Origin of the sequence: Cypionkella aquatica, from assembly GCF_030161095.1 — a bacterium.
GTDB classification, from domain to species: Bacteria; Pseudomonadota; Alphaproteobacteria; order Rhodobacterales; family Rhodobacteraceae; genus Cypionkella; species Cypionkella aquatica.
The window spans coordinates 116,989-138,702 of sequence record NZ_BSPP01000004.1 but is presented as its reverse complement, the minus strand read 5'-3'; the positions used below and the strand labels follow the sequence as shown (position 1 = coordinate 138,702).

At 61.1% G+C, this 21,714-nt stretch carries 24 protein-coding genes; 18 read left to right on the top strand and 6 right to left on the bottom strand.

Annotated features, from left to right (window positions below; genetic code table 11):
• Positions 1 to 8 precede the first annotated feature (8 nt).
• The 8 genes from purH to QQJ98_RS04235 all read left to right on the top strand — a co-directional run bounded on the left by purH (position 9) and on the right by QQJ98_RS04235 (position 9,017).
• Positions 9 to 1,595 carry a bifunctional phosphoribosylaminoimidazolecarboxamide formyltransferase/IMP cyclohydrolase gene (purH, locus tag QQJ98_RS04270; protein WP_284324087.1) on the top strand — a complete coding sequence of 529 codons (1,587 nt, stop codon included), beginning with the start codon at positions 9 to 11 and terminating at the stop codon, positions 1,593 to 1,595.
• A 1-nt stretch (position 1,596) separates the two neighbouring features.
• Positions 1,597 to 2,103: a signal peptidase II gene (gene lspA, locus QQJ98_RS04265; protein WP_284324086.1), complete on the top strand. Its 507-nt coding sequence runs from the start codon at positions 1,597 to 1,599 to the stop codon at positions 2,101 to 2,103.
• A 56-nt stretch (positions 2,104 to 2,159) separates the two neighbouring features.
• Entirely contained in the window at positions 2,160 to 2,681 is a 522-nt protein-coding gene (locus tag QQJ98_RS04260; protein WP_284324085.1) for a DUF3035 domain-containing protein, read from the top strand.
• A gap of 94 nt (positions 2,682 to 2,775) precedes the next feature.
• On the top strand, positions 2,776 to 4,125 hold the full coding sequence (locus tag QQJ98_RS04255) for a M16 family metallopeptidase (RefSeq protein ID WP_431307791.1): 1,350 nt from the start codon (positions 2,776 to 2,778) through the stop codon (positions 4,123 to 4,125).
• Between the two features lie 8 nt (positions 4,126 to 4,133).
• The gene (locus QQJ98_RS04250; RefSeq protein ID WP_284324593.1) at positions 4,134 to 5,438 is read left to right on the top strand and encodes a M16 family metallopeptidase; all 1,305 of its coding nucleotides are present in this window, start codon (positions 4,134 to 4,136) and stop codon (positions 5,436 to 5,438) included.
• Positions 5,439 to 5,482: 44 nt separating this feature from the next.
• Positions 5,483 to 7,330 carry a DNA mismatch repair endonuclease MutL gene (mutL, locus tag QQJ98_RS04245; protein WP_284324084.1) on the top strand — a complete coding sequence of 616 codons (1,848 nt, stop codon included), beginning with the start codon at positions 5,483 to 5,485 and terminating at the stop codon, positions 7,328 to 7,330.
• On the top strand, positions 7,327 to 8,502 hold the full coding sequence (locus QQJ98_RS04240; RefSeq protein WP_284324083.1) for a DNA recombination protein RmuC: 1,176 nt from the start codon (positions 7,327 to 7,329) through the stop codon (positions 8,500 to 8,502). The genes mutL and QQJ98_RS04240 overlap by 4 nt, the downstream gene beginning before the upstream one ends.
• A complete protein-coding gene (locus tag QQJ98_RS04235) occupies positions 8,499 to 9,017 on the top strand; it encodes a HutD/Ves family protein (protein WP_284324082.1) in 519 nt (172 codons plus the stop codon). Before QQJ98_RS04240 ends, QQJ98_RS04235 begins: the two co-directional genes overlap by 4 nt.
• 37 nt (positions 9,018 to 9,054) lie before the next feature.
• Here the strand turns inward: QQJ98_RS04235 and QQJ98_RS04230 are convergent, their stop codons facing one another.
• The gene (locus tag QQJ98_RS04230; RefSeq protein ID WP_284324081.1) at positions 9,055 to 9,843 is read right to left on the bottom strand and encodes a ChrR family anti-sigma-E factor; all 789 of its coding nucleotides are present in this window, start codon (positions 9,841 to 9,843) and stop codon (positions 9,055 to 9,057) included.
• A 9-nt stretch (positions 9,844 to 9,852) separates the two neighbouring features.
• The gene (locus QQJ98_RS04225; protein ID WP_284324592.1) at positions 9,853 to 10,359 is read right to left on the bottom strand and encodes a sigma-70 family RNA polymerase sigma factor; all 507 of its coding nucleotides are present in this window, start codon (positions 10,357 to 10,359) and stop codon (positions 9,853 to 9,855) included.
• 225 nt (positions 10,360 to 10,584) lie between these two features.
• Between QQJ98_RS04225 and QQJ98_RS04220 the strand changes: the two genes are divergently transcribed.
• Genes QQJ98_RS04220 through QQJ98_RS04210 form a run of 3 tightly spaced genes read left to right on the top strand, consistent with a single transcriptional unit; the run spans position 10,585 to position 13,373 of the window.
• Positions 10,585 to 11,880 (top strand): NAD(P)/FAD-dependent oxidoreductase, encoded by a 1,296-nt coding sequence (locus QQJ98_RS04220; RefSeq protein ID WP_284324080.1) that lies wholly within the window; start codon positions 10,585 to 10,587, stop codon positions 11,878 to 11,880.
• Positions 11,877 to 12,626, top strand: a complete 750-nt coding sequence (locus QQJ98_RS04215) for a DUF1365 domain-containing protein (protein WP_284324079.1) — start codon at positions 11,877 to 11,879, stop codon at positions 12,624 to 12,626. Before QQJ98_RS04220 ends, QQJ98_RS04215 begins: the two co-directional genes overlap by 4 nt.
• 9 nt (positions 12,627 to 12,635) lie before the next feature.
• Positions 12,636 to 13,373 (top strand): SDR family NAD(P)-dependent oxidoreductase, encoded by a 738-nt coding sequence (locus QQJ98_RS04210; protein WP_284324078.1) that lies wholly within the window; start codon positions 12,636 to 12,638, stop codon positions 13,371 to 13,373.
• Here the strand turns inward: QQJ98_RS04210 and QQJ98_RS04205 are convergent.
• Positions 13,370 to 14,626 carry an RsmB/NOP family class I SAM-dependent RNA methyltransferase gene (locus tag QQJ98_RS04205; protein ID WP_284324077.1) on the bottom strand — a complete coding sequence of 419 codons (1,257 nt, stop codon included), beginning with the start codon at positions 14,624 to 14,626 and terminating at the stop codon, positions 13,370 to 13,372. The genes QQJ98_RS04210 and QQJ98_RS04205 overlap by 4 nt on opposite strands.
• A gap of 67 nt (positions 14,627 to 14,693) precedes the next feature.
• Here QQJ98_RS04205 and QQJ98_RS04200 point away from each other — a divergent pair, with 67 nt between their 5' ends.
• On the top strand, positions 14,694 to 14,867 hold the full coding sequence (locus QQJ98_RS04200) for a DUF1674 domain-containing protein (protein WP_284324076.1): 174 nt from the start codon (positions 14,694 to 14,696) through the stop codon (positions 14,865 to 14,867).
• Positions 14,868 to 14,972: 105 nt separating this feature from the next.
• On the opposite strand, the gene QQJ98_RS04195 is transcribed toward QQJ98_RS04200, so the two are convergent.
• Positions 14,973 to 15,326 (bottom strand): dihydrodipicolinate reductase, encoded by a 354-nt coding sequence (locus QQJ98_RS04195; protein WP_284324075.1) that lies wholly within the window; start codon positions 15,324 to 15,326, stop codon positions 14,973 to 14,975.
• A gap of 153 nt (positions 15,327 to 15,479) precedes the next feature.
• Positions 15,480 to 16,289: a 4-hydroxy-tetrahydrodipicolinate reductase gene (dapB, locus tag QQJ98_RS04190; RefSeq protein WP_284324074.1), complete on the bottom strand. Its 810-nt coding sequence runs from the start codon at positions 16,287 to 16,289 to the stop codon at positions 15,480 to 15,482.
• A gap of 93 nt (positions 16,290 to 16,382) precedes the next feature.
• Between dapB and rbfA the strand changes: the two genes are divergently transcribed.
• The 4 genes from rbfA (at position 16,383) to QQJ98_RS04170 (ending at position 19,197) form a co-directional block, all read left to right on the top strand.
• Positions 16,383 to 16,808: a 30S ribosome-binding factor RbfA gene (gene rbfA / locus QQJ98_RS04185; RefSeq protein ID WP_284324073.1), complete on the top strand. Its 426-nt coding sequence runs from the start codon at positions 16,383 to 16,385 to the stop codon at positions 16,806 to 16,808.
• A 20-nt stretch (positions 16,809 to 16,828) separates the two neighbouring features.
• Entirely contained in the window at positions 16,829 to 17,527 is a 699-nt protein-coding gene (locus QQJ98_RS04180; RefSeq protein ID WP_284324591.1) for a phosphodiester glycosidase family protein, read from the top strand.
• Positions 17,528 to 17,575: 48 nt separating this feature from the next.
• Positions 17,576 to 18,478 (top strand): tRNA pseudouridine(55) synthase TruB, encoded by a 903-nt coding sequence (gene truB / locus QQJ98_RS04175; RefSeq protein ID WP_284324072.1) that lies wholly within the window; start codon positions 17,576 to 17,578, stop codon positions 18,476 to 18,478.
• A 212-nt stretch (positions 18,479 to 18,690) separates the two neighbouring features.
• The gene (locus QQJ98_RS04170; protein ID WP_284324071.1) at positions 18,691 to 19,197 is read left to right on the top strand and encodes a DUF1643 domain-containing protein; all 507 of its coding nucleotides are present in this window, start codon (positions 18,691 to 18,693) and stop codon (positions 19,195 to 19,197) included.
• A 7-nt stretch (positions 19,198 to 19,204) separates the two neighbouring features.
• Here QQJ98_RS04170 and QQJ98_RS04165 read toward each other — a convergent pair whose 3' ends face one another.
• Positions 19,205 to 20,233 (bottom strand): calcium-binding protein, encoded by a 1,029-nt coding sequence (locus QQJ98_RS04165; protein WP_284324070.1) that lies wholly within the window; start codon positions 20,231 to 20,233, stop codon positions 19,205 to 19,207.
• A gap of 410 nt (positions 20,234 to 20,643) precedes the next feature.
• Here QQJ98_RS04165 and rpsO point away from each other — a divergent pair, with 410 nt between their 5' ends.
• Both rpsO and QQJ98_RS04155 read left to right on the top strand, forming a co-directional pair.
• Positions 20,644 to 20,913, top strand: coding sequence for a 30S ribosomal protein S15 (rpsO, locus tag QQJ98_RS04160; RefSeq protein WP_284324069.1), 270 nt, complete (start codon positions 20,644 to 20,646; stop codon positions 20,911 to 20,913).
• Between the two features lie 139 nt (positions 20,914 to 21,052).
• Positions 21,053 to 21,532 carry a pyridoxamine 5'-phosphate oxidase family protein gene (locus tag QQJ98_RS04155; RefSeq protein WP_284324068.1) on the top strand — a complete coding sequence of 160 codons (480 nt, stop codon included), beginning with the start codon at positions 21,053 to 21,055 and terminating at the stop codon, positions 21,530 to 21,532.
• Positions 21,533 to 21,714: the final 182 nt, after the last annotated feature.

The following is a 21,714-nucleotide window of genomic DNA, read 5'->3' as shown; positions in this document are numbered from 1 at the left end:
GGGCTGCCATGACCAATCTTGTTCCGATCGGCCGCGCGCTGATTTCCGTATCCGACAAATCCGGCCTGCTGGACCTTGCCCGCGCACTGGCTGTGCAGGGCGTGGAGTTGATTTCCACCGGTGGCACCAGTGGGATGTTGCGCACCGCAGGGCTGAAGGTGCGCGATGTGTCTGATGTGACGGGCTTCCCCGAGATGATGGATGGCCGCGTCAAGACCCTGCATCCGAATGTGCATGGCGCGCTTTTGGCATTGCGCGACGATGACGAGCACCTGCTGGCGATGGCCGCGCATGGGATCGAGCCGATTGATCTGCTGATCGTCAACCTCTACCCGTTTGAGGAAACCGTCGCCAAGGGTGCCGACCACGACACCTGCATCGAGAATATCGACATTGGCGGCCCTGCGATGATCCGGGCGGCCTCAAAAAATCACCGCTTTGTCACCGTGCTGACCGACCCCGCTGATTACGCAGGGTTGCTGGATCAAATGAAAGCGCATGATGGTGCGACGACTTTGGCTTTTCGGCAGAAATTGGCCTTGGCCGCCTATTCCCGCACTGCCGCCTATGACACCGCCGTTTCGGGCTGGCTGTCGGGGCAGTTGAACCAGCCCTTCACGCGGTCGAAATCCTTTGGCGGCGTGCTGGCGCAGGGCTTGCGCTATGGTGAAAACCCGCATCAGGCGGCGGCGTTCTACACCGACGGTTCGCGCCGTGAGGGGGTGGCGACGGCAAAGCAATGGCAGGGCAAAGAGCTGTCCTATAACAACATCAACGACACCGATGCGGCGTTTGAACTGGTGGCAGAGTTTGCCAATGCTGGCCCCGCTTGCGCCATCATCAAGCACGCCAATCCGTGTGGGGTTGGCACGGCGGGCAGTCTGAAAGAGGCCTATTTGCGGGCTTATGCTTGTGATCAGACCAGTGCCTTTGGCGGGATTGTGGCGCTGAATCAACCGCTTGATGCCGAAACCGCCGAAGAAATCGTGAAGATTTTCACCGAGGTTGTGATTGCTCCGGGTGCCAGCGACGAGGCGCGTGCGATCTTTGCGGGCAAGAAAAATCTGCGCTTGCTGACGACCAAGGGTTTGCCCGATCCTGCCGAGAAGTCGCTGGCGTTCAAGCAGGTTGCAGGTGGCTTCCTTGTGCAGGATCGTGACACTGACAGCATCACCGCGGATGATCTGAAAGTGGTGACAAAGCGCGCACCCACGGACGCAGAACTTGCAGACCTGTTGTTCGCGTGGAAAGTTGCCAAGCATGTGAAATCGAACGCCATCGTCTATGTCAAAGATGGCGCGACCGTTGGTGTGGGGGCAGGGCAGATGAGCCGGATTGATTCGACACGCATTGCTGCGCGCAAGGCGGGCGACATGGCCGATGCACTTGGCTTGGCGCAAAGCCCGACAATTGGCTCGGTTGTGGCGTCAGATGCGTTTTTCCCCTTTGCCGATGGTCTTTTGGCGGCTGCCGAAGCGGGCGCTACGGCGATCATCCAACCCGGTGGTTCGATGCGCGATGACGAGGTGATCGCGGCGGCGGATGCGGCGGGATTGGCGATGGTGTTCACCGATCAGCGCCATTTCAGGCACTGACATGCGCGCACTTTCCCTTACCGCGATCATCGTCTTTCTGTTGGATCAGGCCAGCAAACTGGGTGTGATCCGCCTGCTTTCGCTGCGCGAGCGCGGCGAGATCGACGTGATCGACCCGTTCCTGAACTTTCGCTGGGCCGAGAATCGTGGCGTGAACTTTGGTCTGTTCGCCAACAGTGCAGATTTCATGCGCTGGGTGTTGATCGCGGTGGCTGTGGCGATCTCGGCTTGGGTGTTGATCTGGCTGCGGCGCGAGCGTCCGGGCAAATGGTCGATGATCGCGGGCGGGCTGCTGATCGGCGGCGCCTTGGGCAATGTGGTGGATCGCATTGCCTATGGCTATGTTGCGGATTTCCTGACCATGTCGTGCTGTGGCTTTGAAAACCCCTATTCTTTCAACGTCGCGGACATCGCAATCTTTGCGGGGGCGATTGGTTTGGTGCTGTTTAGTGGCAAATCCGGGAAATCCGGCAAGCCAACCGCGCCTAAGCGCCGAAAGACCCCGTGACGCGGGCAGGATCATAGGCTAAGACGACGATGGTAAGGCTTGGTGGAGGCGGCAATATGCGATCAGCACGGGTGGTTCTCGCAATCGCGGGCGCAGCGTTGTTGGTGCTGACGGCTTGCGCTGCCACAGAGCCAGAGCTGATGAACCTGCGCTCTGACAGCAATGGGCCGGATGAATTTGCCATCCTGCCGCCAAAATCGCTGGAATTGCCGACCTCATTGAGTGATCTGCCCGCGCCGACACCCGGCGGCAGCAATCTGACTGACCCGCACCCTGAAAATGATGCGATTGTGGCTTTGGGTGGCAAGCCCCCGGCGACCACTGGCGTCAGCGATGCAGGGCTTTACAATTACGCCACGCGCAAGGGCGTGACGCCGGGTATCCGCGCCGAACTGGCTGCTGAAGATCTGGAATTCCGCAGCAAGAACCGGGGCCGCCCGCTGGAGCGTCTGTTCAACCTGAACGTCTATTACAAAGCCTACGAGAAAATGTCGCTGGATCAGCATGCAGAGTTGTTGCGCTGGCGTGCGGCGGGTGCGCGGACCCCATCGGCACCGCCGCGCAATCCGAAAGAGTGATCACAACCCCGTTGCCCCGGGTTTCCGTGGCCGGGCATTGCGGTTAGCCTGCGGCGAGCTTCCAGATACGAAGCCGATCCAACGGAGGACCGCGATGCTTCGCACCCTTGGCCGCACCATGTTCGGCCTTATTGCCCTGTCGCTGCCGATTTTGCCCGTTGTGGCAAGCGCCGACACGGTCAGCAGTTTCACGCTTGATAATGGCATGCAGGTGGTGGTGATCGAAGATCACCGCGCCCCGGTCGTCACGCAGATGGTCTGGTATAAGATCGGTCGCGCTGATGAGGTCGCAGGCCATTCCGGCATCGCGCATTTCTTTGAACATCTGATGTTCAAGGGCACGGAAAAAGTGCCCTCGGGTGAGTTTTCGGCCACTGTTGAAAAGCAGGGCGGCGACGATAACGCGTTCACCACGCAGGATTATACCGCCTATTTCCAACGCGTTGCAGCCGATCGGCTTGATCTGATGATGCAGATGGAATCCGACCGCATGGTCAATCTGAACATGTCAGAAGAAGATGTGACGACAGAGCGGCAGGTTATTCTGGAAGAACGCGGCCAGCGCACCGATTCTGATCCCGGCAACTTGCTGCAAGAACAGATGTCCGCAGCGCAATACCTTAACCATCCCTACGGCACCCCGGTGATCGGCTGGCGCGCGGAAATCGCGGGTCTGACGCGGGACGATGCCATCGGGTTCTACCGCGCCTATTATGCGCCCAACAACGCCATTCTGATCGTTGCGGGCGATGTAAAGCCGGATGACGTGCTGGCGATGGCCAAGAAGTATTACGGGCCGCTGCCGCCGTCGGACAAGATCAAGCCGCGTCAGCGCCCGCAAGAGCCGCCGCAGTTGGCCGAGCGCCGCATGGTGCTGGCGGATGAACGTGTCGCCCAACCTTATGTCGCGCGCAGCTATATGGCACCCGAGCGCAACCCCGGCGATCAAAAGCAAGCCGCCGCTTTGTCGGTGCTGGCCAATCTGCTTGGCGGTTCCGGCACGACTTCGGTTCTGACCAAAGCCTTGCAGTTTGACAGCCAGACGGCGGTGTATTCCTCGGCCTATTACGATGGCACTTCGGTTGATCCGCAAACCTTTGGCCTTGTCGTGGTGCCTGCCGAGGGGGTTAGCTTGGCTGATGCCGAAACCGCAATGGATCAGACCATCGCCAAATTCATGAAGGACGGTGTCAACGCCGCCGATTTCGCCCGCATCAAGACCCAGATTCGCGCAAGCCAGATCTACGCCCGCGACGATGCTGGCGGTCTGGCCCGGATGTATGGCGAGGCGTTGGCGGTCGGCCTTTCGGTCAAGGATGTGCAGGATTGGCCCGATGTGCTGCAAGCCGTCACCCCCGAGGACGTGATGGCGGCGGCCGCGCTGGTGTTTAACCGCGATCAAGCTGTCACCGGATGGCTGACCACCAAGGAGGCCGCCGAATGAGCGCGCGCATGTTGCTGAAAGCCGCCGTGTTGCTGCTGACCTTCACTGCCCCGCTGCGGGCCGAGGTTAACATTCAGGCCGTCACCTCTCCGGGTGGTATCAAGGCTTGGCTGGTCGAAGATCACGGCATCCCCTTCACCTCACTGGAAATTCGTTTCAAAGGCGGCACCTCGTTGGATACGCCCGAGACGCGCGGGGCGGTTAATCTGATGACCGCGCTGATCGAGGAAGGAGCGGGCGCTTTGGACAGCCAAGGCTTTGCCGCCGCCCGCGACGGCCTTGCCGCCGAGTTCCGCTTTAACAGCGATCTTGATGGCGTTTCGGTCTCTAGTCATTTCCTGACAGAAAACCGCGACCAGGCGATGGCCTTGCTTCATTCGGCGCTGACCAAGCCGCGCTTTGATCAGGTGGCGGTGGACCGGGTGCGTGAACAGGTGCTGTCCGGCCTACGCTCGGACGCTAAAGACCCCGCTGCGATTGCCGCGGACCTGGAGCGCAAGCGCAGCTTTGGCGATCATCCCTATGGCTCGGATGGGTCTGGCACGATCAAAAGCGTCACCGCCTTGACCCGCGATGATATTGAACTGGCCTTCCACGATGCCATCGCCCGCGACCGCATCACCGTCGCTGCCGCTGGCGACATCACCGCAGCCGAGTTGGGCGATCTGCTGGATAAATTGCTGGGCGATCTGCCCGCGCAGGGTGCCCCGCAACCTGTCGAAGCCACGCTGCAAACCAAGGGCGGTATCACGGTTGAAAACTTCCCCGGTCCGCAGTCGATGATCATTTTCGGCCAAGGCGGTCTGCGGTTCTCTGACCCTGATTACTTTGCCGCCAGCCTGCTGAACGAAATCCTTGGCGGCGGTCGGTTCTCGGCGCGTCTGATGACCGAAGTGCGCGAAAAGCGTGGCCTGACCTACGGCGTCAGCACCTCGCTTGCCAGTTTTGACCATGCGCAGATGCTGATGGGGCAGTTTCAGGCCAGCAACGAAAAGGTGGCCGAGGCGATCAAGGTGATCCGCGAAGAATGGGCGAAAGTTGCCAAGGATGGCGTGACGGAAGACGAACTCGCCAATGCCAAAACCTATATGACCGGGGCCTATCCGTTGCGGTTCGACGGCAATGACACGATTGCGTCGATTTTGGTCGGCATGCAGGATCTTGGCCTGACGCCTGACTATCCCAAGACCCGCAACGAGAAGGTCGAGGCGGTGACGTTGGAAGATATCAAGCGCGTGGCTGCCCGTCTGATCAAGCCCGAGGATCTGCATTTCATCGTGGTGGGTCAGCCGACAGGGGTTGTGAACGAATAGCGAATCTGTGGAGGTTTCTTCCACTTCCTGCTAGAACTGGGGGCATGACTCTGCATGCCCCCAACATACGCCCCATCATCCGCGCGCTTGACGAATCCGCGATCAACCGCATTGCGGCGGGTGAAGTGGTGGAACGCCCGGCCTCTGCCGTCAAAGAGCTGGTCGAAAACGCCTTGGATGCTGGCGCGCGGCGCATCGCGGTCGATTATTCTGCCGGTGGCAAGGTGCTGATCCGCGTCACCGATGACGGTTGCGGCATGACGCCCGACGATCTGCCCTTGGCCGTCGCCCGCCATGCCACCTCGAAAATCGACGGGTCTGATCTGCTTAACATCCGTTCGTTCGGTTTCCGGGGTGAGGCTTTGGCCAGCCTTGGCGCTGTCGGTCGCCTGACCCTGACCTCGCGCGCCGATGGCCATGATGGCGCAAGCCTGACCGTTGCGGGGGGGCGCATGGGCCAGACCCGGCCTGCCGCCGCCACCCGTGGCACGGTGATCGAGTTGCGCGATCTGTTCTACGCCACCCCCGCCCGGCTGAAATTCCTGCGCACCGACCGCGCCGAATCGCAAGCGATAGCCGAGGTGATCAAGCGTCTTGCGATGGCTGAACCGCAGGTTGGCTTCACCCTGACCGAGATCACCGAAGGCGATGCCCCTCGCACGATCTTTCGCGCTGACCCCCAATCTGGGGATTTCTTTGACGCGCTGCATGGCCGCTTGTCGCATATTCTGGGCCGTGATTTCATCGACAACGCGCTGAAAATTGACATCGACCGTGACGGTTTGCGCCTGACCGGATACGCCGCCTTGCCGACCTATTCGCGCGGATCTTCGGTGCAGCAATTTGTTTGCGTCAATGGTCGCCCGGTGCTGGACCGCAATCTGCTGGGTGCTCTGCGCGTCGCCTATTACGATTTTCTTAGCCGTGATCGCCACCCCGCAGCGGTGTTGAACCTGATCTGCGATCCCGAGCGGGTCGATGTGAACGTCCATCCGGCGAAGTCCGAGGTGCGTTTCCGTGAACCTGAAGCTGCCCGCAGCTTGATCATCACTGGCCTGCGCACGGCGCTGAGCAGCGCTGGCCACCGCGCCAGCACCACTGTCGCGGATGCCACTTTGGCCGCGATGCGCCCCGAGCCGCAGGATCAAGTGCCCCGCATCTACCAAATGGATCGCCCCAGCCAAGCCAGCCTTGGTCGTGCTTATGCCTTTCAAGCCCCGGAAGCCCAAGGTTTCGCCGAAGCTTTTGCAGCCCTGCCCTTTGCCGAAACCCCCTCGGCCCGGGTCGAGGCTGCGCAGGCCGATCCCACTGACACCCCACTCGGGGCGGCCCGCGCGCAGGTGCATGAGAACTACATCATCGCCCAAACTGCCACTGGCATGGTGATTGTCGATCAACACGCCGCCCATGAGCGCCTTGTTTATGAGCGCCTGAAACGGCAGATGGCTGAGACTGGCATCAAGGCCCAAGCCCTGCTGATCCCGGAAATTGTTGAGCTTTCGCCGTCAGATGCCCAGCGTCTGCTGGACGCTGCCGCCGATCTGACTGCCCTTGGCCTGACCATTGAACCCTTTGGCGGATCAGCCATCGCTGTGCGCGAAATCCCTGCAATTTTGGGCAACACCTCTGCCGCCGCTTTGCTGCGCGATGTGCTGGATGAACTTTCAGACCTTGGCCAAAGCCAATCGCTGCAAAGCAAGATCGAGGCGATCCTAAGCCGGATGGCGTGCCACGGCTCGATCCGCTCGGGTCGCCAGATGCGCGCCGAAGAGATGAACGCATTGCTGCGCGAGATGGAAGCCACGCCCCATTCCGGCCAGTGCAACCATGGCCGGCCTACCTATGTCGAATTGAAACTTCACGATATCGAAAGGCTTTTCGGGCGCAGATGATTACCTTGTTCGGCCAAACCTACGCGTGGAACGCCCCCGAGGTGCTGCTGATCGGCGGTGCAATTTTGGTGCTGGCCCTGCTGCTGATCCTGATTCTGCGCGCCGCTGGTCGCTCGGCGACGATGGCCGCGCCCTTGATGCGTGAAATGGGTTGGCTGGGCCAAAGGGTGCAGGCCTTGGGTGAGGGGCAGGAACGGCTGGCGGGTGGGTTGCATCATGTCTCGGAAGCGCAAACCAACAGCCAAACCGCCATGTTGCAGCTGATGGAAAAGCGGCTGGCCGAAGTGCAGCGCGCCATGGGCGAAAGTCTGCACGGCACCGCCACCCGCACCGCGCATAGTCTGGGCGAGTTGCAGCAACGCTTGCTGACCATCGACAAAGCGCAGGCCAATATCGAAAAGCTGTCGGGCAATGTGCTGAACCTGCAAGACATCCTTGCCAACAAACAGGCGCGTGGGGCCTTTGGGGAAATTCAGCTGAATGACATCGTGCAAAAGGCGCTGCCGTCTGACGCCTATACGATGCAAGCCACCCTTTCCAACGGCAAGCGGGCCGATTGCCTGATCCACCTGCCCAATCCGCCGGGCCCCATCGTGATCGACGCAAAATTTCCGCTGGAAGCCTACGAGGCGCTGCGCCGTGCGCAAACCCCGCGCGAGGCGACCGAGGCGCAGGCGCAACTGCGCGTCGCCGTGCGCACCCATATCAAGGCAATCTCTGAGAAATACATCCTCGACGGTGAAACCGCCGATGGCGCGCTGATGTTCCTGCCCTCGGAAGCGGTCTATGCCGAGTTGCATGCAAACTTCCCCGAAGTGGTGCGCGATGGCTTCACCGCCCGCGTCTGGATCGTATCGCCCACCACCTGCATGGCGACGCTGAACACCATGCGGGCTGTGCTGAAAGACGCGCGGATGCGGGAACAGGCGGGCGCGATCCGCACCACGTTGCGCCAATTGCACCGCGATGTCGAAATTGTGGTCGAGCGGGTGGATAAACTCTCGACCCATTTCAATCAGGCGCGCGCTGATCTGGATGGCATCACCACCGCCGCCGAACGGGCTGGCAAACGCGCGGCGCGGCTTGATAACTTTGATTTTGAGGAATTGGAGCGCAACGAGCCGACCCCAATCCTTGCCGCTGGACCCACCCCAACCAGAGCCGCTGAATGATCCAGCATCTGACACCCGCCGATTACAAAACCATGCCTTGGGCCAATGGCAAAGGCGTGACGGTTGAGATGCTGAAGGTCGAGGAAAACGGCGAGATGCTGTGGCGGCTGTCGCGCGCGTCGGTGGTGGAAAACGGTGAGTTTTCGATCTTTTCAGGTGTAGAGCGCAATCTTACCGTGATCACCGGCCCCGGCTTTGATCTGGTGGGGGAAGGGCTGCATTTACTGGCCAAGCCGCTGATCCCGGTGAGCTTTGCAGGCGATTCGCCGATCCGGGCCGAGGCGGTCACCTTGGCGTCGGACGATTTCAACGTGATGACAGCGCGGCATCTGCCAAAGCCCGAGGTGGCAGTGATCACAGGTGCCGTGGAACTGCGTGGCGGCGATATGTTGGCGGTTTTTGCCCTGCAGCCGGCCCGCGTCAATGGCCGCGCGCTAGCCGTCTATGATCTGATCCTGTCTGACGAAGACCTGACCATGAGCGGTCAGGTCATTGTGGTCAGGCTGCATCGCTAGAGGCAGTTGGGCTGCGCGAAGGGGGCAGGGCGGCGGGCTAAATCCGAAACAACGGCTGCAACAGCCTTGGGATCAGCGCGCTGAAGCGCAACGGCGCGTCGGTTGCAGCAAGGCAGATGCAGGGCTCGCCCGCGTCGGCGACGGGGATATGTTGCAAATCTTCGTCCGCGATCTCGACATCGCCGGGGCCAAAGCGATCGGTCGCATCGCGGAAAGCACCTTGCAGCACAAGCGTCAGCTCGGTGCCGCGATGGCCATGATCGGGGACGGCTTGGCCTGCGGGGATATACAAAAGCCGCGCTGATGCACCTTTTGAGGTCGGTAAAATCGCCTGCCGCACGCCCATCCCCAAGCTGCGCCACTTTACCGCCGTCAGATCGCCGCCGATGTAATCCAGCAAGGGTGCCGGAAGATCGCCGGGTTTCGGCAGTCTTTTCGCCCCGGCATCGCTTTTCGCCCCGGCATCGCTTTTCGCCCCGGCATCGCTTTTCGCCCCGGCATCGCTTTTCGCCCCGGCATCGCTTTTCGCCCCGGCATCGCTTTTCGCCCCGGCATCGCTTTTCGCCCCGGCATCGCTTTTCGCAATGGCCTCGCGCTTTTCGGGCGCACCCAACCGCGCCATCGCCGCTGCAAGCGCGTCTTCTGCCAGCGGCACCGCAGAGTCCTGCAGCACGGCGCCACCGACGGTCTCGAACGCCGCCAAAGCGGCGCGGCAGGTGTCGCACATCGAGACATGGGTGGCGACCAGCAGGCTGAACGCCTCGGGCAGGGTGCCTGCCGCATAGGCGATCAACAAGGGGTCAGACAGGTGGTGACGGATGCTCATGCCATAGCCTCAGCTTAAATTCTGCCGCAGACGCTCAAGCGCCAGTCGGATGCGGGATTTGATCGTGCCAAGTGGCAGACCGGTTTCAGCCGCGATTTCGGAATGTGACAATTCGCCGTAAAACGCCCGCTGAATCAAAGCGCGCTGCTTTTCGGGCAGGTCTGACAGGGCCGCCACCAAGCGCGCGGTTTCCTGCCCGGCCTCGTAAATCTCGGCCTGATCAGGTTCGGTGTCGGGGCCCCAATCCAAAACCTCGGGTTCCGGGCGGCGGGCACGGCGGGCGATGTCGATGCGGCGGTTGCGGGCGATGGTGAACACCCATGTCGCCACGCTTGCCCGCGCCGGGTCGAATTGTGCGGCCTTGTTCCACAACACCGCCATGACATCCTGCGCGCAATCTTCGGCCAAGGCGGCTTCGGTGCCGGATTTCATCAAAAACCCTTTCACGCGCGGCGCAAAATGCTGAAACAACGCCGCAAAAGCCGCGCGATCCTGTTGATCCCTGACCGCCAGCATCAGCGCAGTAAAATCGGTCTGCTCGATACGTCCGGTCACGCTATTGGCCACTCCACGCCAAGACATCCGCCGATTTGCGGGCTTTGGCCCATAGATGGGCTGGTGCAGGGTAAGGTCAAGCAACATGAAACTTTTACGCGGGCGCGACGTATCTGGATCACTGGAAAAGATGATCCGACGCGGGTTTCGGCGCGTATTATAGCAAATACCAATAAGGGACAGCCGATGCCGTTCGAGACTTTCGCTCAAGCACCACGCCGGATTGCCATTGTTGGCGGTGGCATTGCGGGGATGGCAGCGGCGCATCAGTTGGCCCCAGACAACGGGGTGGTGTTGTTTGAGGCAGAGACCCGTTTGGGCGGTCATGCCCGCACCGTCATCGCTGGTAAGCGTGGCGATCAGCCTGTGGACACCGGCTTTATCGTGTTCAACAAGGTGAACTACCCACATCTGCTGAAGATGTTTGAGGCGTTGGACGTGCCCATCGCGCCCAGCAATATGAGCTTTGGCGCAAGCATCGGAGGCGGGCGGCTGCAATATGCTTTGCGCGATCTGGATGGGCTGTTTGCGCAGCGCCGCAATCTGCTGAACCCCAGCTTTTTGCGGATGTGCCGCGATATTACCCATTTCAACAAACATGCCGCCGCCTTGGCCGATAGCCCTGACCACCCGGATCTGACCATTGGCGATCTGCTGGCCATGTTGCGCACGGGGCCGTATTTCCGCGATTACTATATCCTGCCGCTGTCGGGCGCGATCTGGTCGACGCCGCCGCAAGACATAATGGCCTTTCCAGCGCAGGCGTTGATCCGGTTCTTTCAAAACCACGCCTTGATGCAGATTTCCAACCAACACCAATGGTTCACCGTGAAGGGCGGCTCGACCGCCTATGTCAGCCGCTTGCAGGCCGATCTGCTGCGTCACGGCGTTGAGATCCGGTTGGGCAGCGCAATCGCCGGTATTCAGCGCGTCGCTGATGGCGTTATGGTCAGGGCCGAGGGCGGTGAGTGGGAGTTGTTTGACGATCTGATCCTTGCCACACACTCTGACGATTCCTTGCGGCTGCTTTCAGACGCCTCTGAGGCCGAAACCGCCGCGCTGTCCGCCGTGCGCTATCAGCCGAATGATGCCATTCTGCATGCCGATGCCAGCGTGATGCCGGCCTTGCGCAAATGCTGGTCAAGTTGGGTCTATACCGAGCCGCAGGGCGCGCGGCCTGACAAGATTGATTTGACCTATTGGATGAACTCTTTGCAGCCGATCCCACAGGATGACCCGTTGTTCGTGACGCTGAACGCCAATCAACCGATCCGGCAAGAGCTGATCTATGATCAGGTGACGTTCCGCCATCCGGTCTATGATGGCGCGGCGTTGCGGGCGCAAAAGGTGATCAAGGCGATGAACGGTCAGCGCAACACATGGTTCTGCGGCGCGTGGATGCGCAACGGCTTTCATGAGGATGGCTTTGCCAGTGCTGTGGATGTGGTCGATGCCATGCGCCAGCGGGTTCCCGCTGGATGAGCAGCGTTGACTACATCGCAGGCACGACCTTTCACGGGCGGCGCGGGGCTGTGGCCAATCGGTTCAGCTATCGGGTGGATTATGTGCTGCTGGACCCCGACACCGCGCGCGGGCCTTGGCTGTTTTCGCGCAACCGTCGCAATCTGCTGGCGCTTCATGACGTGGATCATGGCGGGCCGCCGCGGGCTGGGCGTGGGGTGGCATGGGTGCGGCAGGTGCTGGCAGAGCAGGGATTGCCAGCGGCCTCTGAGATTTTGTTGTTGGCGCAGCCGCGCGTGCTGGGCCATGTCTTCAACCCGGTGTCATTCTGGCTGTGCTTTGACGCCAGCGGCCTGCGGGTGGTGATTGCCGAAGTGTCAAACACCTATGGCAGCCGTCACAGCTATCTGTGCCACCGCGATGATCTGGCGCCGCTGACGCGCGATGATACCGTAGAGGCGCAGAAAATCTTCCATGTCTCGCCGTTTCAACCCGTTGCGGGCAGCTATCGCTTTCGCTTTGATATTTGCGCTGAGAAGATCGGGATATGGATTGATTACAGCGCGGGCGACGAAGGGTTGATCGCCACGCTGACCGGCGCACGGCTGGGTTTGACCAATCGCGCGATCTTGCGCGCCTGCCTGCGTCGCCCGTTTGGCTCGCGGAGGGTGCAAGCGCTGATCCATTGGCAGGCGCTTAAACTGTGGTGGAAGGGGGCAAAGTTCCGCAATCCGCCAAAGCCTCCGGGCGAAGAAATCTCACGCTAGGGGGCTGTTATGCAGTTTGCAGGCAAACGCTATTGGTTGGTTGGGGCAAGCGATGGGCTGGGCTTGGCGCTGGCGCAGGCCCTGGCAGCAGAGGGCGCGAAGGTGATCTTGTCGGCGCGCGATCCGGGGCGCTTGGCCGAGGCTTGCGGCCGCGTGCCGGGTGCGACGGCGGTGGTGGTGGATGTGGCAAAGGCGGCTTCGGTTGCGAAGGCTGTGGCTGAGATCGGTCCGTTGGACGGTGTGGTGTTTCTGGCAGGCGTCTATTGGCCGATGACAGCGCAAGCGGTGGATGCGGCCCAGCTAGAGGCGATGTGCGATGTGAATTTCACCGGCTGTGCGCGGGTTGTGGCGGCCGTGCTGCCCGCGATGGTGGCGCGCGGGGCGGGGCATCTGGTGATCACAGGATCACTGTCGGGGTTTCGGGGTCTGCCGGGGGCTTTGGGCTATGCCGCCAGCAAGGCCGGGGTGATGACCTTGGCGGAAAGTCTTTATGCCGACCTGCGCGGGACTGGCGTGCGGGTGCAGCTGGGCAATCCGGGGTTTATTCGCACAAGACTGACCGCGAAGAATGATTTCAACATGCCGTTTCTGATGGAGCCGGAACAGGCGGCGGCCGAGATGCTGGCGCTGATGAAAACCACGCGCTTCAAGCGCAGTTTTCCGATGGTGTTTTCGTGGCTGTTCCGGGGCAGTCAGTTTCTGCCGGATTGGCTGTATTATCGGCTGTTCGCGGGGAAAAAGGCCTAAGCGCGGATCAGGCTGGCCATGAAGAAGCCATCCATGCCGCCGATGTCGGCCCAGTAATCGGGGCGCAGGCGCAAACCACCTTCAGGGGTGATCCAAGCCGGATCAATGCCGGGCAGGTCGGGGCGCTGCACTGTCAGACCGGGATGGCGGGCGAGCGCGGCGCTGAGTTGCGCTTCGCCTTCCTCTGGCAGCAGAGAGCAGGTGCAGAACACCAAGCGGCCACCGGGTTTCAGGAACATCAACGCACGGTCGATCAATTGCGATTGCAGGGCCGTCAGCTCGGCCAGTTCAGAGCCGTCTTTCAGGAACGGCAGTTCTGGATGGCGGCGGATTGTGCCTGTAGCGGAACAAGGGGCGTCCAGCAGCACAGCATCGAACAGCGTTTCGGGCTGCCAATGCAGGGCATCGGCGACAACCAGTTTTGCCTGCAGACGGGTGCGGGTGAGGTTATCGCGCAGTTTCTCCATCCTTGGGGCAGAGATGTCCAGCGCGGTGACATGCGCGCCAGCGGCGGCGAGTTGCAGGGTTTTGCCACCGGGGGCGGCGCAGAGGTCGAGGATTTTCTCGCCAGCTTTTGCGGCCAGCAGGGGGGCGGCAAGGGCGGCGGCGGCGTCTTGCACCCACCAATCACCGGTGGCGAAGCCGGGCAGGGCAGAGACTTGGCCGGGTTCTGACAGGCGGATTGATCCGGTCGGCAGGGCAGTGCCTTCGGGCAGCGTGTCGCCGCGCGGCGTGATGTCGAGCGGCGGGGCCTTGGCTTGCAGGGTTTCAATCGCGCTGACCACGTCGCGGCCATAGGCGTGGACAAGCGGTTGGCGCAGCCAGCGCGGCATCATTTGCGCGGGGCCTGGCAGCGGCGCGCCTGCGGGGATTTTACGCAAGACTGCGTTGATCAGGCCGGCCATATGGGTGGTTTTCTGACCCTTGCGTGCGAGCTCTACTGCCGCATTGACCACACCATGCGCGGCAGAGCCGTCGTGCAATTCGGTGACCGCAAGCCGCAGAATGTTCATCACGGCCAAGGGTGGGGCTTTGCGCAGATGCGGTTCCAGCAGGCGGTCAACCGGCTCCAGCAGGCGGATCACTTGCAGGGCAAGACGCTGGGCGCGGGCGCGGTCTTGCGGGCCCACGCCTTTCAGCGCGCCGTTCTTGTTGGCAAGCACGGTGGCCATGGTCTGGCCTTCTTCCATGATCGCCGCAAGAATAGCCAAGGTTGCGGCCCGTGCGCCCAAGCCTGCGTTTGCCTCTGCCATCTGCTGCCCCTTGAGAATGTCTGGCTTGGCCGTATATCAAGAGCGCATAAGCCGCAAGGAAACCGCGATGATGGATGCCTCTGATCTGCCCCCCGCTGCCCTGCGCGCCTTGGCTGAGGCCGAAGAGCGTCGGCGTCTTGCTGATCTGGTTGAACGCCCGGTCGAATTGGGCGGGCGCAAGGGGCCGGAACCGGTGCGCTATGGCGACTGGGAGAAGAAGGGCTTGGCGGTCGATTTCTGATTTTGCGCAGGCTGATTTTGCACGGGCTGATTTTGTCCCAGCTGGGACAAATCTCTGTAGGTTGGGGTTTTTGAGTTTTAACCCACAAGGGATAGAAATTGCTTTCTATCTGAGTTCAAAAGCAGCGGATTCGCCTGCGCCTTTGTCGGTGGTAAAGCGCAGCTTTTCGCTGCCTTTGGCTTCGACCAATTGGCAGTTATACGGGATTGGGGTGCCGCTCCAATCCAGCTTGCGGCAGAAATAGCCGTCTTTCCATGTCCAATCGCCGGTGATCTGCCAGCCCAAAGCGCTGCCGGTGATCTGACCTTTTGGTGTGATGGTCAGGTTGAGATTGTAAAGCCCGATGCGCAGTTCATGCTTGGCAATGATCTCTACAAACGCGCTGCGTTCGGTGATCGGCTGATAGGTTTCGGCCAAGGCCGGAACGCTGAGAAGCAGGAAAGCGAAGATGCTGCGCATGAGGACACCTTGATTGGGTACCTTCGGTTTACGTAGCGGTAGCTGGATTGGATCAGGCGGTTGGGCGGGTTTTGATGGAAGGATTGAGGCTAAATCCGAATCCTTCCGGATATTCGGGCAAAGAGGGTGACAATCTAAAGCAAATTTTGACGGCTAGATGCCCAGCACGTCCATCATGTCGTAGCGACCGGGTTTTTGGGTTTGGCCCCAGAGGGCGGCTTTCAGGGCGCCGCGCACGAAAATTGTCCGATCGGTGGCAAGGTGGCGCAGGATGATGCGTTCGCCATCAGCGGCGAACAGCACATCGTGTTCACCGACGATATCGCCGCCGCGGATCGCCGAAAAGCCGATGTCGCCCCGTTTGCGCGCGCCAGTGATGCCGTCGCGGCCGGATTGTTTGGCGGTGGCAAGGTCGATGTTGCGACCATCGGCGGCAGCTTGGCCAAGCATGAGGGCGGTGCCCGAGGGGGCATCCACCTTGTTGCGGTGATGGGCCTCGATGATCTCGATATCCCAGTCGGCATCAAGGGCGGCAGCGACTTTCTGCGTCAGGCGGGTCAGCAGGTTGACGCCGAGGCTCATATTGCCGGCTTGGATGATCACGGCGTGATGGGAAGCAAGATCAAGTTTGGCGTGATGCGCGGGCTCCAGCCCGGTGGTGCCCACGACATGCACGGCACGGGCTTGGGCGGCGAGGGCGGCAAATTCAACGGTGGCACTGGGGGCGGTGAAGTCGATCACAGCCTGCGAGACGGCGAAGGCCTCGAGCGGGTCATTGGTGACAGTGACTCCGATCGCCGCGCCGCCCATGCAAAGGCCGATGTCTTGGCCGATCCAAGCATGGCCCGGACGTTCAATACAGCCGACAAGGCGGGCTGCCGGGTGTGCAGTGATGCCTTTGATCAGCATTTGACCCATACGGCCAGAGGCGCCTGTGACAGTGATGCCGGGAAGTTGGGTCATGGTGTGCCTCGCATTTTGGCCGGGTTTAGCGGTTTCGACGGGGGGGTGAAAGCCCGGCGTTGCGGGCGGCCGCGGATTGGCGTAAACGGCGGCATGGCAAACACACGTTCTTATTCGGCCAAAGGGCCTTCGCAGCGTCAACTTCGGGTTGGCGAATTGATCCGGCGCACGTTGTCGGAGATTTTGGCACGCGGCGAGGTGCATGATCAGGTGCTGAACGACATGTCGATCACGGTGGGGGAAGTGTCCGTCTCGGTCGATCTGAAGGTGGCAACGGTTTATGTGATGCCGCTGATGGGCGGGGCCACGGTAGAGCAGGCGATTGCGGCGCTGGCGAAAAACGCATGGGAGTTGCGCAAGCGGGTGTCAGCCGAGATGACGTTGCGCCATTCGCCCGAGCTGCGGTTCCGGCCCGATGATACGTTTGATCGGCTGGAGGACGCGCGACGGTTGTTTGCCGACCCCAAGGTGCAGGCGGATATTGCCAAGCCGGATGAGGCCCCCGAGGCTTTGGAATAATCGTGTGGCGGCTGGCATTTATGCTGGCGGTTTGGGGCGGGGCAGCTTTCGCAGGCTGCCGGGACATGGCGTTTGAGGGCACATCCTACACCATTTGCGAAGTGAGTTCGGCGGCGGATGTGCGGCTGTTTCACAGCGGGGCCGATGGGGCTTTGGGCAGCTTTGCGGCAGTTGACAAGGTGCTGGCGCAGCAGGGTCAGCGCTTGGATTTCGCCATGAATGGCGGGATGTATCATCACGATCTGGCGCCGGTCGGGCTGTATGTCGAGAATGGGATACAGGCGACACCGCTGGTCACCCGGGCGGGACCGGGGAATTTCGGGCTGGTGCCGAATGGCGTTTTTTGTGTCGGGGATCGCTTGCGGGTGATCGAGACTTTGGCCTTTGAAGCCGAGAAGCCCGACTGCCGCTATGCGACGCAATCGGGGCCGATGTTGGTGATTGATGGCGCGCTGCATCCGAAATTTCTGGCCGATTCGGAGTCGGTGAATATCCGCAATGGCGTGGGGACATCCGAGGATGGCAGCCGGGCGGTGTTTGCGATTTCCAATCAGGCGGTGAATTTCTACGCCTTCGCGCGGCTGTTCCGCGATGGGCTGGGGCTGCCACAGGCGTTGTATTTCGACGGCTCGATCTCGCGGCTCTATGATCACGATTCGGGGCGGCATGATGCCGGGTTTCCGATGGGGCCGATGCTGGGTGTGGTGGTTCCGCGTTGACCTAGCGCTGGCCGGGGGCTATCGGGCGGGCTTTGACAGGAGATCACGATGGCGCGCGGCAAAAAAGGTAGGGCGGTTTCGGGCTGGCTGGTGGTGGACAAGCCTGCCGGGATCACCTCGACCGCCGTGGTCAACAAGGTGAAATGGGCGATGGACGCGCAGAAGGCGGGCCATGCGGGCACGCTGGACCCTGCGGCGACGGGGGTGTTGGCGATTGCTTTGGGTGAGGCGACCAAGACGGTGCCTTATGTCACGGATGCGCTGAAATGTTACCGCTTCATGGTCAATCTGGGGGCTGCGACGACGACGGATGATGCCGAGGGTTCGGTGATTGCAGAGTCGGCGCTGCGGCCCTTGGATGCGGAGATTGAGGCGGCGCTGGCGGCGTTTCGCGGCGATATTCAGCAGGTTCCGCCGCAGTTTTCGGCGGTAAAGGTGGACGGCGAGCGGGCGTATGATCTGGCGCGGGAAGGCGAGGCGATGGATCTGGCGGCGCGGCCCTTGTGGGTAGAGCAGTTGGTTTTGATCTCGCGGCCCTCGGCGGATCAGGTGGAACTGGAGATGGTCTGCGGCAAGGGCGGCTATGTCCGCGCGATCGCCCGCGATCTGGGCGCGGCTTTGGGCTGTCTGGGGCATGTGGCGTGGTTGCGGCGGGAATGGTCGGGGCCGTTTACGGCAGCCGAGGGGATTTCGGTCGCGCAGATTGATGCGCTGGCGAAGACGGCGGAGTTGGATGCGTTCTTGAAGCCGCTGGAATTGGGGCTGGCGGATTTGCCGGAATTGCCCTGCACGCCTGAGGGGGCGGCGCGGTTGAAGAACGGCAATCCGGGCATGGTTTTGGCATCTTCGGTCGGCTACGGCGATGAGGCTTGGGCCAGCTATCAGGGCCGCGCCGTGGCGGTGGGGATCTACAAATCGGGCGAATTGCATCCGAGCCGGGTTTTTAACTGAAAGCCGGGTGCCGCCTCGGGTGGCATCGAGCCACCCGAGGCGGCGCTGCCGGGTTTTTGGTTTGTAGCGCTGCGCGGGGTGGCTGGGTTGTACGCTCCGCGGGGAGTATTTCAAAAAGAGCAATTGCTTAAGGATTTGCTCTTTTTGAAATACTCCCGCCGGAGTCTTCTGACGGTTGGGGAGTGGGCAGGCTTAAAGTGGGAGTGTCGTTTATGATCACGCGGCGGCATTTGAAGGGCGATGCGGAAAGTGTGGCGGTGTATTCGCCTTGCGAGGCTTACCGCTATACTCTGACGCGGGAATGGGTTCCGGGTGGGCGTAAGGCGCTGTTTGTGATGCTTAATCCGTCCACCGCGACCGAGGTGCAGAATGATCCGACGGTCGAGCGCTGTGAGCGGCGCGCGCGGGCTTTGGGGTTTGGTGCGTTTCGGGTCGCGAATATCTTTGCCTATCGTGCCACCGATCCGAAAGTGATGCGGGCGCAGTTTGATCCGGTGGGGCCGGGCAACGATGCGGCGATTGCCGAAGGGGCGGACTGGGCGGATCAGGTTATTTGCGGGTGGGGCAGCCATGGCGCGCATTTGGGACGCGGGTTGGCGGTGGCAGCGTTGCTGCGGGCCACGGGGTTGCCCCTGTATCATCTGGGGCTGACGCTGGCGGGCGCGCCCAAGCATCCGCTGTATATTGGCTATCAGGTGCAGCCGACGCTTTGGCTTTAGGTTGGTCTTAGGCGGCTTGCAGCGTGATGCTGCTGAGATCAAGGTTGGCGATGGCCTGCAAGCTGGCAAGCGGCACGCCGTCCAGCAGCAGAGTGGTGCCCGCCGCTGTGGTTTCCATGGTCAATTGCGGATCGGGATGGGTGGCGGCATCATACATCACCACCAGCGCATCTTCTTGCGGGTTGAAGTCGGTGATCTGCATCGGCGGATCATCGGGGTGAATGTCGAGCAGGTGGAAGCTGTCGGCGCCGTCGCCGCCGTTACCGTAATCGCCTGCGCCCAGCATCAGGCTGTCATCGCCCGCGCCGCCGTTCAGGAAATCGGCGCTATCGTCATGTTCGGCTTCGGATTGGCCCCAGATCGTATCATTGCCGTCGCCGCCATCGAGCGTATCGCTGCCCGCACCACCGGCCAACAGATCATCGCCCATGCCGCCATCAAGCGCGTCATCGCCCGTGCCACCTGCAAGTTGATCGCTGCCCTCGCCGCCGATCAGGCTATCGTTGCCCGCGCCGCCAATCAGGCTGTCGTCGCCTTCGCAGCCTTGCAACGTATCGGCCGCGTCGCCGCCATCAAGGTGGTCATCGTCGGCCCCGGCGTGCAGAAGATCTGCGCCGAGACCGCCAAGCAGCGTATCATCGCCCGCGCCGCCATTCAGCGCATCATCGCCGTCGCCGCCATCAAGGCTGTCGTCGCCGTCATATCCGGCCAGCGCATCATCGCCGCCATGGCCGTTAAGGCTATCCTGTCCGGCGCCACCGCCCAGCATATTGGTCAGATCATCGCCGCTGAGCCAAAGGTCTTCGGCGGGGGCTGGGGTGTCGTCGTTTGAAGCGATCACGCCATCATCTTCTGTGCCGCCCAGAGGATCGTTAGAGGCGTCTGCGTTGGGGCTGGCACCGCCGCTGGTGCCATCGCGTGACGACAGCATGTGAAAAATGTTGGTATCTGCGCTGTCATCTTCATGCACGCTGTCGTCATCGTCTTGATCTTCGGCATCCGGTCCGTCGCCAAGGCGTGCCATTGAATCCATCATGACACCTGCGAAAGCAGCGCCTAGCAAACCCAGCAAACCGAACATGATGACAACCTCCGACGACGAAACGACTGAAAACAGAAGTGACTGAAAACAAGGGACTTAGGCGGTGCGTTAACCTTTTGTTAACCATTATCTTCGTTAACCTATTGGCCTGAAAAGATAATAACCTGTTCAGCCTATCACGGAGTCGCTCCGATTTCAAAAATTGTTTGCGCAGATTGGCGAAAAACCTGTGGCTTGGTAAACGAGGGGGGCCATGGCCGGTGCGGTCCGGTGCCTGCCGCGAATCGGCTTTCCTTTGCGCCGAAATCCACCTATACGCGCGCATCCGTCTGTGAAGGCGGTGTCATTGGCCTTGCTGGACGACATCCCGGCCTGTGCCGCAACCCTCTTAACAGGAGATTACGATGTCGATTACCGTTGAAGAAAAAGCCCGCTTGATCAAAGAATACGCGACCAAAGAGAACGACACCGGCTCTCCGGAAGTTCAGGTTGCGATCCTGTCGTCGCGCATCGCGACCCTGACCGAGCATTTCAAATCGCACAAGAAAGACAACCACTCGCGCCGCGGTCTGCTGATGCAGGTTGCTCAGCGTCGTAAGCTGTTGGACTATCTGAAGTCGAAAGATGAAGCCCGTTACGCTTCGCTGATCGCGCGCCTCGGCCTGCGTCGCTAAGCTTTACGGCATAGGTTTCGGAACGCCCGTGGTGCAAGCCGCGGGCGTTTTGCGTTTGGGGGAATTTGCTTTCGTTTGGAACGTATTGGCCGCGACCGGGTTGTCTTGGCAGAAGCGCAACAGATGAAGGGCGATTGTTATGAGCGAACTGAAGCAAGAATTCTGGGCTCGCATGGCAGATGTCAGAGCGGCGATGCTGGGCATCAAGGGCGAGGGCAAGCTGGTTGCGATGTCGCCGCAGCTGGATGACAAATATCCCGGCGTTGTCTGGTTTATCACGGCTAAGGGCACTGATCTGGCCAAAGGTGTGCAGGCGGGCGTGCGCGATGCGCAGCTGGTGATTGCGGACGGTGGCGCAGGTCTTTACGGCGATATTGACGGCACGTTGGCGCATTCGACCGACCAACAAGTGCTGGATGAAGTCTGGAGCTTTGCGGCTGATGCCTGGTTTGAAGGCGGCAAGAACGATCCTGACGTGTGCTTGCTGCGATTCACGCCGAAAAGCGGCGAGATTTCGGTGACGCCGACCAGTGGTGTGAAGTTTCTGTATGAGATCGCCAAAGCCAAGTTCACCGGCGAGAAGCCTGATGCGGGTGAGCAGGGCGTCGTCGCGTTCTAAGCGGCGGAGTTGGCCATATTGGCGCGCGTCTGCAAAGGCGCGCGCTTTGGCTTTGCAGGGGCCCAAAGACCCTGCTTCCCAAACGCACCATTTTCCTGTAAACGCGCGCAATCTGCGATATGAGGCCTGCCCCCGGCCGCATGCATCAGGATAGGGGGCGGCGGCAATGGGGCCGCGATTTA